Source organism: Streptomyces albidochromogenes, assembly GCF_005981925.1.
In the GTDB taxonomy this organism is placed as follows: Bacteria; Actinomycetota; Actinomycetes; order Streptomycetales; family Streptomycetaceae; genus Streptomyces; species Streptomyces albidochromogenes.
The window spans coordinates 1-11213 of record NZ_VBVX01000230.1 but is presented as its reverse complement, the minus strand read 5'-3'; the positions used below and the strand labels follow the sequence as shown (position 1 = coordinate 11213).

11 protein-coding genes and 1 pseudogene are annotated in these 11213 nt (G+C 73.3%); 10 read left to right on the top strand and 2 right to left on the bottom strand.

Annotated elements, in window-relative coordinates; genetic code table 11:
* Positions 1 to 111: 111 nt before the first annotated feature.
* From E2E34_RS24910 to E2E34_RS24890, 5 genes and pseudogenes are all read left to right on the top strand, one after another.
* Positions 112 to 1479, top strand: a complete 1368-nt coding sequence (locus tag E2E34_RS24910; RefSeq protein ID WP_138904157.1) for an NAD(P)/FAD-dependent oxidoreductase — start codon at positions 112 to 114, stop codon at positions 1477 to 1479.
* Position 1480: 1 nt separating this feature from the next.
* Positions 1481 to 4024, top strand: coding sequence for a nitrite reductase large subunit NirB (gene nirB / locus E2E34_RS24905; RefSeq protein WP_138904156.1), 2544 nt, complete (start codon positions 1481 to 1483; stop codon positions 4022 to 4024).
* Positions 4021 to 4350 carry a nitrite reductase small subunit NirD gene (nirD, locus tag E2E34_RS24900; RefSeq protein WP_138896297.1) on the top strand — a complete coding sequence of 110 codons (330 nt, stop codon included), beginning with the start codon at positions 4021 to 4023 and terminating at the stop codon, positions 4348 to 4350. Before nirB ends, nirD begins: the two co-directional genes overlap by 4 nt.
* Positions 4351 to 4368: 18 nt before the next feature.
* A pseudogene (locus tag E2E34_RS24895) lies at positions 4369 to 4569 on the top strand (SDR family oxidoreductase); the annotation flags it as partial.
* A gap of 28 nt (positions 4570 to 4597) precedes the next feature.
* The gene (locus tag E2E34_RS24890; RefSeq protein ID WP_138904155.1) at positions 4598 to 5527 is read left to right on the top strand and encodes an oxidoreductase; all 930 of its coding nucleotides are present in this window, start codon (positions 4598 to 4600) and stop codon (positions 5525 to 5527) included.
* 33 nt (positions 5528 to 5560) lie between these two features.
* On the opposite strand, the gene E2E34_RS24885 is transcribed toward E2E34_RS24890, so the two are convergent.
* Positions 5561 to 5974, bottom strand: coding sequence for a VOC family protein (locus E2E34_RS24885; protein ID WP_138904154.1), 414 nt, complete (start codon positions 5972 to 5974; stop codon positions 5561 to 5563).
* Between the two features lie 385 nt (positions 5975 to 6359).
* Complete coding sequence (locus E2E34_RS24880) at positions 6360 to 6797, bottom strand: MarR family winged helix-turn-helix transcriptional regulator (RefSeq protein WP_138904153.1); 438 nt, start codon at positions 6795 to 6797, stop codon at positions 6360 to 6362.
* Positions 6798 to 6927: 130 nt separating this feature from the next.
* On the opposite strand from E2E34_RS24880, the gene E2E34_RS24875 reads away from it, so the two are divergent.
* The 5 genes from E2E34_RS24875 to pcaB form a co-directional block, all read left to right on the top strand.
* Positions 6928 to 7749, top strand: a complete 822-nt coding sequence (locus tag E2E34_RS24875; protein WP_138904152.1) for a CoA transferase subunit A — start codon at positions 6928 to 6930, stop codon at positions 7747 to 7749.
* Entirely contained in the window at positions 7746 to 8516 is a 771-nt protein-coding gene (locus E2E34_RS24870) for a CoA-transferase subunit beta (RefSeq protein WP_138904151.1), read from the top strand. Before E2E34_RS24875 ends, E2E34_RS24870 begins: the two co-directional genes overlap by 4 nt.
* Entirely contained in the window at positions 8513 to 9280 is a 768-nt protein-coding gene (gene pcaH / locus E2E34_RS24865; protein ID WP_138904150.1) for a protocatechuate 3,4-dioxygenase subunit beta, read from the top strand. The genes E2E34_RS24870 and pcaH overlap by 4 nt, the downstream gene beginning before the upstream one ends.
* Positions 9280 to 9840 (top strand): protocatechuate 3,4-dioxygenase subunit alpha, encoded by a 561-nt coding sequence (pcaG, locus tag E2E34_RS24860; RefSeq protein ID WP_138904149.1) that lies wholly within the window; start codon positions 9280 to 9282, stop codon positions 9838 to 9840. Before pcaH ends, pcaG begins: the two co-directional genes overlap by 1 nt.
* Positions 9827 to 11213, top strand: a 1387-nt coding sequence (pcaB, locus tag E2E34_RS24855) for a 3-carboxy-cis,cis-muconate cycloisomerase (RefSeq protein ID WP_244316069.1), incomplete at its 3' end; no start/stop codon positions are given. The genes pcaG and pcaB, both read left to right, overlap by 14 nt.

Below are 11213 nucleotides of genomic sequence, written 5' to 3'. Positions count from 1 at the left end.
CCTCCCCTCTCCTCCCCCTCACAGCGCGGTCCGCAAGGCGCTGAGCGCAGTGTTCCCCGCGGGAAACAGACGGGATGCGGCCGGGTAACACCGCCCCCGCAGGCTGCGTTCATGAGCAAGGACATCGTGGTGATCGGCGGCGGGACGGCGGGTGCCCGGCTGGCCCGGCAACTGACCCGCGGGGCCGCACCGGCCACCGCGCCCGCCCCGACGGCCGGGCCGGCGTCGCCGGCGCCGAGGGTCACCGTCATCGGCGAGGAGGAGCACGCCCCGTACAACAGGGTGCTGCTCGCGGAGGTCCTCGCCGGCCGCTACGGGCCCGAGGTCATCGCCCAGCCGTCCACGCCGGTGCGGCGCGGGGTGCGGGTGGTGCGTATCGACCGGGCCGAGCGGGTGGTGCTGTGCGACGACGGCAGCGTCGTGCCGTACGGCACCCTCGTCCTCGCCACCGGTTCCAACCCCGTCCTGCCACCCCTGCGCGGCCTCGGCGCCGACCTCCCCGACGGCGTCCACCCCTTCCGTACGCTGGACGACTGCCTCGCCCTGGCGGCCGCCGTGCGCGAGGGCACCCGCGCCGTCGTCATCGGCGGCGGCCTGCTCGGCGTCTCGGCGGCCCGCGCCCTCGCCGAACGGGGGGCCCAGGTCGTCCTGGCCCAGCAGGGCGAACACCTCATGCAGCGCCAGCTCGACCCGGCCGCGAGCGAACTGCTCCGCGATCACCTGGAGACGCTGGGCGTCGAGGTCCACACCGAGTGCCGGGTACGCGGCCTGCGCTGCGCGGCCGGGGCGGGCGCCGGGACCGTGCGGGCCGTCGAACTGGCCGACGGGTACGCCCTCGACGCCGACCTGGTCGTCCTGGCCTGCGGGGTACGCCCCCGGGTCGGCCTCGCGCGGGCCGCCGGCCTGGACGTGCGCCACGGCATCGTCGTGGACGACGAACTGCGCACCTCCGACCCGCACATCCGGGCCGTCGGCGACTGCGCCGAGCACGACGGCCGGGTGTACGGTCTCGCGGGCCCCGCCCTCGAACAGGCCGACATCCTGGCCGCCCTGCTGCTCGCCCCGCCCCCGGCCGCCGCACTCGCGGCCCGGCCGGGCACTCACGCCGAGGTCGCCGTGGCTGCGGTGGCCGCCGGGCCCGCCACGGCGGTCACCGGTCCCGCGAGCGCTGCCGCGCCGCGCTACACCGGCACCCGGGCCCTCACCCGGCTCACTCTGCACAGCGGTGGCACCGGCACCGGCGCCGGGCCCCTCGACCTCGCCGCCTTCGGCGAGACGAATCCGCTCCCCGGCGACGACGTCGTCCGCCTCGCCGACGCCACCCGTGGCGCGTACCGGAAGGTCGTCGTCCGCGGCGACCGGCTGATCGGCGGCATCCTGCTGGGCGATCTCGGCGCCGTCGGCGAACTCGCCCGCACCTGGGAGGGCGACGAGCCGCTCCCCTCCACCCCGTTGTTCCATCTGCTTGGAGGCGCCTGAGATGTCCACACCCCCCACGATCGTGGTCGTCGGCCACGGCATGGTCGGCCAGCGCTTCCTGGAGGCCCTCGCGGACCGCGGCGTGACGGCGAAGGCACGGATCGTCGTCCTGTGCGAGGAGCCCCGGCCCGCGTACGACCGGGTCCAGCTGACCTCGTACTTCTCCGGCCGCACCCCTGACGACCTCGCCCTCGGCGAGCCCGGCTTCATGGAACAGCACGGCATCGAGCTGTACCTGGACGATCCCGCGACCGCCGTCGACCGCGAGGCGCGCACGGTCACCGCGCGCAGCGGACGGAGCTTCTCGTACGACACGCTCGTGCTCGCCACTGGTTCGTACCCCTTCGTACCACCCGTTCCCGGGAAGGACGCGGAAGGCTGCTTCGTCTACCGCACCATCGAGGACCTGCTCGCGATCGAGGCGTACGCGAAGACAGCGCGTACGGGAGCGGTCGTGGGCGGTGGGCTCCTCGGTCTGGAGGCGGCGGGCGCGCTCAGCGGTCTCGGACTGGCCACGCACGTCGTGGAGTTCGCACCCCGCTTGATGCCCGTCCAGGTCGACGAGGGCGGCGGCGCGGCCCTGCTGCGCACGATCGAGGGCATGGGGCTGACGGTCCACACGGGCGTCGGCACCCAGGCCGTGACCACGGACGACGCCGGCGCGGTCAACGGCATGTCGCTGTCGGACGGTTCGACCCTGGAGACCGACATGGTCGTCTTCTCGGCGGGCGTACGGCCGCGCGACCAGCTGGCCAGGGACTGCGGACTGCCGGTCGGCGAGCGGGGCGGCATCGCCGTCGACGAGCAGTGCCGTACGTCGGACCCGGCGGTCTTCGCGATCGGCGAGTGCGCGATGGCGGTGGACGGCCGGGTGTACGGCCTGGTGGCGCCCGGTTACGAGATGGCCGAGACGGCCGCCGAGACGATCACGGGAACGCTCGCGGAAGCGTTCCCGGGAGCGGCCGAAACCGCGAACCGGGCGTTCACGGGCGCGGACATGTCCACCAAGCTGAAGCTCCTCGGCGTCGACGTCGCGTCCTTCGGCGACGCGCACGGCCACGCGGAGGGGTGTCTGGACGTCACGTACTCCGACTCGCGCTCGGGCGTCTACAAGAAGCTCGTGGTGAGCCCCGACGGCGCGCTCCTCGGCGGTGTCCTGGTCGGCGACGCCGACGCGTACGCGATGCTGCGGCCGCTCACCGGTTCCGTGCCGCCCGTCGCGCCGGAGCAACTGATCGCGCCGGCCGGCAGCGGCCAGGTCACCCTCGGCCCGTCCGCCCTGCCCGACGACGCGGTCGTGTGCAACTGCCACAACGTCACCAAGGGCCAGGTCACCGCCTGCTCCACGATGCCCGAGGTGAAGAAGTGCACCAAGGCCGGAACGGGCTGCGGCAGCTGCGTGAAGCTGATCGGCCAGCTGCTTCCCCAGACCGGCGACAAGGGCCTGTGCGGCTGCTTCCCGCACACGCGCTCCGAGCTGTACGAGATCGTCCGCACCCTGCGCATCACGTCGTACGCCGAGCTTCTCGACTCGCACGGCCGTGAGGCGGCCCGGGGCGGCGACGGCTGCGAGGTCTGCAAGCCGACGGTCGGCTCGATCCTGGCCAGCCTGAGCAGCGGTTACATCCTCGACGGCGAACAGGCCGCCCTCCAGGACACCAACGACCACTTCCTCGCCAACATGCAGCGCAACGGCTCGTACTCGATCGTGCCGCGCATCCCGGGCGGCGAGGTCACCCCCGAGAAGCTGATCGTGATCGGCGAGGTGGCCCGCGACTTCGGCCTCTACACGAAGATCACCGGCGGTCAGCGCATCGACCTCTTCGGCGCCCGCGTCGACCAGCTGCCGCTGATCTGGACGCGCCTGGTGGACGCCGGCTTCGAGTCGGGACACGCCTACGGGAAGGCGCTCAGGACGGTGAAGTCCTGTGTGGGACAGACCTGGTGCCGTTACGGCGTCCAGGACAGCGTCCGGATGGCCATCGACCTGGAGCTGCGCTACCGGGGTCTGCGCGCCCCGCACAAGCTGAAGTCGGCGGTCTCCGGATGCGCGCGCGAGTGCGCCGAGGCGCAGTCCAAGGACTTCGGCGTGATCGCCACCGCGAACGGCTGGAACCTCTACGTCGGCGGCAACGGCGGTGCGACCCCCCGCCATGCCGATCTGCTCGCCCAGGACCTGTCGGACGCCGAACTCGTGCGCCTCATCGACCGGTTCCTGATGTTCTACATCCGCACCGCGGACCGCCTGGAGCGCACGTCGACCTGGCTGGAGCGGCTGGAGGGCGGCCTCGACCACCTCAGGGACGTCGTCGTCCACGACTCGCTCGGCATCTGCGACCAGCTGGAAGCCCTGATGGCCGCCCACGTGTCCGGCTACCGCGACGAATGGGCCGAGACCATCAACGACCCGGAGCGGCTGTCCCGGTTCGTCTCGTTCGTCAACGCTCCGGACGCGCCGGACCCGTCCGTGCGGTTCGTTCCCGAGCGCGACCAGATGAAGCCGGACCTCACCGTTCTCACCCTCGAAGGGACCCGTGCCGGATGACCCTGCAACTGCGCATCGACGACTCCTGGTTCACCGCCTGCGACCTGTCCGCCCTCACACCGGGGCGCGGTGTGGCGGCCCTCCTCCCCGACGGCCGCCAGGCGGCCCTGTTCACGGACCGCAGGGGACGCGCGTACGCCATCGACAACCGCGATCCGTTCTCCGGCGCGCAGGTGCTGTCGCGCGGTCTGATCGGATCCGAGAACGGCCGTCCCTTCGTCGCCTCACCGCTCCTGAAGCAGCGCTTCGACCTGGAGACGGGGCACTGCCTGGACGACGAGGCGGTCACGGTGCGGACGTTCGCCGTACGCGTCGGAGTTGCTTGACCGGTCGATCAACGCGGCCCGGGCCCCGTCGCCACCGCCATGTCGCTGCTCCCCGGCGAGAGCGACGCCGAGCGAGCCGTCCGCATGAAGGGCGAGTCACCGCTCGGGCGGGTCTCGACGACCGCCGAGGTCGCCGCGGCCGTGCTGTACCTGGCCTCCGCCGACGCCGCGTCCGTCCTGGGCACCGACCTGGTCGTCGACGGAGGCGCCTCCGCCTGACCGGACGCCCGGTCGTACCCTGGCCCCCATGACGACTGGCTGGAAAGCGAGCGACATCCCCGACCAGAGCGGCCGTACGGCCGTGGTCACGGGGGCCAACAGCGGCATAGGGCTCGTCACGGCGCGCGAACTCGCCCGCCGGGGCGCGCGCGTGGTCCTCGCGTGCCGCAGCGAGCGGCGCGGCAAGGAGGCGGCGGCGCGCATCGCCCGCGAGGTCCCGTCCGCCGACGTCGTGTGCGCCCCGCTGGACCTGGCGGACCTGTCCTCCGTGCGGGAGTTCGCCGCGGCGTACGCACACGACCGCCTCGACCTGCTCGTCAACAACGCGGGCGTCATGGCGCTCCCGTACGGACGGACCGCCGACGGCTTCGAGACGCAGTTCGGCGTCAACCACCTCGGGCACTTCGCCCTCACCGGACTCCTGCTGCCCCACCTGCTCCGCACCCCCGGGGCCCGCGTCGTGACGGTCTCCAGCGGCCTGCACGCCCTGGCGAACATCGACATCGGCGACCTCAACAGCGAGCGCGGATACCGGCGCTGGATCGCCTACGGCCGTTCCAAGACGGCGAACCTGCTCTTCACCCATGAGCTGGCCGGACGGCTCGCCTCGGCCGGCTCCGGCATCGTCGCGGCGGCCGCCCACCCCGGCTACGCCCGTACGAACCTGCAGACCGCCGGCGTGCGCATGGAGGGGCGCAGGGCGGCCGAGCGGATCGTGTCGCTGGCGAACCGGATCATCGCGCAGCCCGCCGAGTCCGGCGCCCTGCCCACGCTGTACGCGGCGACCGCGCCCGGCGTACGGCCCGACTCGTTCACCGGGCCGAGGATCCAGGGCCTGCGGGGCGCGCCCACGAGGTCGTGGCGCGCGGCCTGGACCACGAACGACGTGGCCGGTGAGCGGCTGTGGGTGGCGTCGGAGCAGCTCACCGGGGTGACGTACGAGGGCCTCAGGACCTGAGGCCCTCCGGGTACGTCCGCGGCCGGCCCGGTCTCAGCCCTGCTGGCCCTCGACGGCCGCCGGGTCCATCCAGACGACCTCCCACGTGTGGCCGTCGGGGTCCTGGAAGGAGCGGCCGTACATGAAGCCGTGATCCATGGGGTCGTTGGCGGGGGACCCGCCGGAGGCGAGGGCGGCGTCGGCCAGCTCGTCGACCTTCTCCCGGCTCTCGGCGCTGAGCGCGAGCAGGACCTCCGTGGTCGTGCTCGTGTCCGCGATCTCCTTCTTGGTGAACTCCTTGAAGCGCGGCTCGGTGAGCAGCATGGCGAAGATCGTGTCGCTGATCACGAGGCAGGCGGTCGAGTCGTCACTGAACTGGGGGTTGAACGAGTATCCGAGCTTGCCGAAGAAGGACTTCGTGGTCTCGAGGTTCTTGACCGGCAGGTTCACGAAGATCATCTGGTTCATGAGCGGTGTCTCTCTTCTCTCGGTCGCCGTCGTCGCTGTCTTTGCCGTACGCAGGGATAGACCCGGGGCCCGGGCGAAACTCATCGCCCGGGCGGAAGAAATCGCAGAAGGTTTCCCGCCTTGCGGCCGCGCCACGCCCGTCCTGGCGTCGGCGCCATGACCAGGTCCGCCGGCTCGCCCGGTTCCGCCGGCGGGAAGATCACCGAGAAGCTGTCGGCCGACGTGCTGAAGGCGTCGACGGGACGCGACTGGGAGGCGTGGTTCGCGCTTCTCGACGCCTGGGGCGCCACCGCGGGCACCCACACCCAGATCGCCCGCCACCTGACCGACGACCTCGCGGTGGACGGCTGGTACGCCCAGAGCGTTCCCCGGAACGTCCGGATACTCAGCCCCGCAGCTCTTCCGCCGCGTCCGCGACCCGGCCGATCAGCCGCAGCAGCGTCTCCCGCTCCTCCTCGTCGAGGGGCGCGAGGAACACCTTGTTCATCCGCGCGGTACGGGTGACCAGCCCGCGGTGCACCGCCGCGCCCTGGTCCGTGAGCTTGAGTACGTTGCGCCGGCCGTCGCGCGGGTCGCGCACCCGCTCCAGCAGGCCGCGCCGGCCGAGGCGCGCCACCAGGTCGGCGATGGTCGAGCGGTCGAGGTGGACGTGCTCGCTCAGGGTGCGCTGGTCGATGTCCGGCTTCTCCGCCAGGGCGTTGAGGACGGCGAACTGCGGGGAGGTGGTCTCCTCCGACACCATCGTCGTCCACAGCAGGGTGTGCGCCTGCTGCAGCCGCCGGGCGAGGTGCCCGGGGTGCGTGCTCAGATCGACCGCGGCCATGCGGGCCTCCTGCGTTCCGTTCGGTGATGCTCTGTGTACTGAGCCATTGACGTGGGCCCAACCCGGTGGAATTCTACGGCCTCGACCAAGAAATAGTCAGTGCACTGAGCAACTCGCGGAGTGAGTGACGATGGCGGAGATACGCAGCCTGCACGACGCCGTGGCGGACCTCGTCCACGAGGGGGACACCCTCGCCATGGAGGGGTTCACCCACCTGATCCCGTACGCCGCGGCGCACGAGGTCATCCGTCAGGGGACCACCGACCTGAGCCTCGCCCGGATGACCCCGGACGTCGTCTACGACCAGCTGATCGGCGCCGGTCTTGTGCGGAAGCTGATCTTCTCCTGGGGCGGCAACCCGGGCGTCGGCTCCCTGCACCGCTTCCGCGACGCCGTCGAGAACGGCTGGCCGCGCCCCCTGGAGCTGGACGAGCACAGCCACGCGGGCATGGCCAACCGCTACGTCGCGGGCGCCTCGCGCCTGCCGTTCGCCGTACTGCGCGGATACCGCGGCTCCGACCTCGCCACCCGTACGGACACGGTCTCCTCCGTGGTCTGCCCGTTCACCGGTGAGGAACTGGCCGCCGTCGCCGCGCTCAATCCCGACGTCACGGTCGTCCACGCCCAGCAGGCCGACCGGGCGGGCAACGTCCAGATGTGGGGCCTGACCGGCGTCCAGAAGGAGGCCGCGCTGGCCGCCGGCCGGGTGCTCGTCACGGTCGAGGAGATCGTCGACGAACTGACGCCCCGGCCCGGCGGAGTCGTCCTGCCGACCTGGGTGACCGACGCGGTCTGCGTCGTGCCCGGCGGCGCGCACCCGTCGTACGCCGCCGGCTACACGGTGCGCGACAACGCCTTCTACCAGGCGTGGGACCCGATCGCCCGGGACCGTGACGCCTTCACCCGCTGGATCGACGAGAACGTACGCACCGAAGGGGCTGTCGCCCGATGACCACCGAGGACTTCACGCGCGACGAGCTGATGGAGGTCAGCGCGGCCCGCGCGCTGGCCGGGGCGCGCACCTGCTTCGTCGGCATCGGACTGCCGTCCACCGCCGCCAACCTCGCCCGCGCCACCGTCAACCCCGGCCTCGTCCTGATCTACGAGTCCGGGACGATCGGCTCCAAGCCGACCCGCCTGCCGCTGTCCATCGGCGACGGCGAGCTGGCCGAGACCGCGGACGCGGTGGTGCCCGTACCGGAGATGTTCAACTACTGGCTCCAGGGCGGCAGGATCGACGTGGGCTTCCTCGGAGCCGCCCAGGTCGACCGGTTCGCCAACATCAACACGACGGTCGTCGACCGGGGCCCCGGCAAGCCGCAGGGCCGCCTTCCGGGTGCGGGCGGCGCGCCCGAGATCGCGTCCAACTGCGGCGAGGTGCTGATGGTCCTGCGCCACTCCACCCGCGGCTTCGTGCGGAAGCTGGACTTCGTGACGACCCTCGGCCACGGCTCGGGCCCCGGCGACCGCGAGCGGCTCGGCATGCGGGGCGCGGGCCCGGTCGCGGTCATCACCGACCTCGGCGTCCTGCGGCCCGACCCGGCCACCGCCGAGCTCGTGCTGAGCGCACTGCACCCGGGCGTCACCGTCGAACAGGTACGGGCGGCAACCGGCTGGGACCTGAAGTGCGCGGACACGGTAGGGGTCACCGAACCCCCGACCGCCGCCGAACTGGCCGCCCTGCGCGCCCTGAAGTCCGCTGGAAGGGAGGGCCGGTGACGCTCACCCAGGCCGACATCGACGGCGAACTCGCCGAGATCCGCGCAGGACACGAGAAGGCGCGGGCCGCCGGGGCCTCCGTCGCGCACCACCCGCCGCGCGACTTCCCGCCGTACCGCAGCAGCCTCCTGCGCCACCCCAAGCAGCCCCTGGTGGCCGTCCGGAGGGACCCCGAGACCGTCGAGCTGTCCGGGCCCGTCTTCGGCCGCACCGACGTCACCGAGCTCGACCACGACCTGACCCGGCAGCACGCGGGCGAGCCGCTCGGCGAGCGCATCACCGTCTCCGGGCGGCTGCTCGACAGCGCGGGCCGGCCGGTGCGCGGCCAGCTCGTCGAGCTGTGGCAGGCCAACGCCTCCGGCCGGTACGCCCACCGGCGCGACCAGCATCCCGCGCCGCTCGACCCCAACTTCACGGGCGTGGGCCGGGTGCTGACCGGCGACGACGGCTCGTACCGCTTCACCACGATCAAGCCGGGCGCCTATCCGTGGCGCAACCACGAGAACGCGTGGCGGCCCGCGCACATCCACTTCTCGCTGTTCGGCTCGGCCTTCACCCAGCGCCTGGTCACCCAGATGTACTTCCCCGGCGACCCGCTCCTCGCGTACGACCCGATCCTCCAGTCGGTGACCGACGACGCGGCGCGTGCCCGGCTCGTCGCCGCGTACGACCACTCCCTGTCCCGCCCCGAACAATCGCTGGGCTACCGCTGGGACATCGTCCTGGACGGGCCGTCCGCGACCTGGATCGAGGAAGGCCGCTGATGACGTACCTGCCGCCCACCCCGTCGCACACCGTCGGCCCCTTCTACGGGTACGCCCTGCCGTTCCCGGGAGGCGGCGACATCGCCCCCAGGGAACGATCCGACGCGATCACGCTGCACGGGTACGTGTACGACGGCGCCGGGGAACCGGTCCCGGACGCGCTCGTCGAGTTCTGGCAGGCGGACCCCGGCGGCTCGGTGGCCGGCGCGCCGGGGTCGATGCGGCGCGATCCCGTGACCGGCGGGTTCCTCGGCCGTGACGGTGTGGCCTTCACGGGCTTCGGCCGCGTCCCGACCGACGCGGACGGCCACTACGCGGTCCGTACGCTGCCGCCGGGCGCGCCGACGGTCCCGTACATCAGCGTGTGCGTGTTCGCGCGCGGACTGACGCACCACCTCTTCACGCGCGCGTACCTCGCGGAAGGCCCGGACGCGCTGCTCGCCTCGCTGACTCCCGAGCGCCGGGCGACACTGATCGCCCGGCCCGAACCGCACCGCACCCACCGCTTCGACATCCGCCTCCAGGGCGAGGAAGAGACGGTCTTCCTTGACTTCGCCTGATCCCGGTCACGGCCCCGGTGTCGTCCCCGGTCCCTGCCTCGACCACGGGCTCCTGTCCCCCGTACGCGCGGGGACGGCGGCCGAGGCCGCCACCGGTGACACGGCGCTGCTCCAGGCCATGCTGGACGCGGAGGCGGCGCTGACCCGGGCCCAGGGGCCGGCCCGGGCGGGCGAGGCGGTCACGGCGGCGGCGCGGGCCGACCGTTTCGACGTACGGGACCTGGCCCTGCGGGCGCGGTCCGGCGGCAACCCGGTGATCCCCCTGGTGGCGGCGCTCACGGCGGCGGTGGGCCCGGAGGCGGCGCCGTACGTGCACCGGGGCGCCACCAGTCAGGACATCGTCGACACGGCGATGATGCTGGTCGCCTCCCGCACCCTGACCCTTATCACGGCGGACCTGACCCGTACGGCGGAGGCGCTGGCCACCCTGGCGGCGCGGCACCGGGACACCCCCATGCCGGGCCGCACCCTGACCCAGCACGCCGTCCCCACCACGTTCGGCCTGAAGGCAGCGGGCTGGCGCGCCCTGGTCCTGGACGCCGCCGACCGCCTGACCGCGCTGGCCCCGCCCGCCCAGCTGGGCGGCGCGGCGGGCACCCTGGCCGCGTTCACCGGGCCCGCCGGCTGCGCGTCGTCGGTGCGCCGGGACGAGGAGGGCGCCTCCCCCGGCCTCGCCCTGGTGGAGTCGTACGCCGCCGAACTGGGCCTCGCGCCGCCCGCCCTGCCCTGGCACACCCTGCGCACCCCCGTCGCGGACCTGGCCACCGCCCTGGCCTTCACCTGCGCCGCCCTCGGCAAGCTCGCCGCGGACGTGCTCACCCTCAGCCGCACCGAGATCGCCGAACTGTCCGAGGGCGCCGGCGGCGGCTCCTCCGCCATGCCGCACAAGGCCAACCCCGTACGCGCAACCCTGATCGCCTCCGCCGCCCACCAGGCGCCAGCCCTGGCCTCCGTACTGCTGGCCTCCCTCGCCGGCGCCGGGGACGAACGCCCCGCGGGTGCCTGGCACGCCGAGTGGCAGCCCCTGCGCGAGCTCCTGCGGCTGGCCGGCGGTGCGGCGGCGCACGCGGCCGAGCTGGCCGAGGGGCTGCGCGTGCGTCCGGACCGCATGCGCGCCAACCTGGACCTCACGCACGGCCTGATCGTCAGCGAACGCGTGGCGGCCGCCCTGGCCCCCGCCCTCGGCCGGGCCCGCGCCGAGGAACTCCTCACCGCCGCCTCCCGCCGCGCGGCCGCCGAAGGCGTCCCGCTGGCCGAAGCACTCGCGGACGCACTCCCCCCGGACGCGCCGGCCGCTCTCACCGACCTCGCGGACCTCACCGACCCCACCCGCTACAGCGGTTCGGCGGCGACCCTCGTGGACCGCGCCCTGG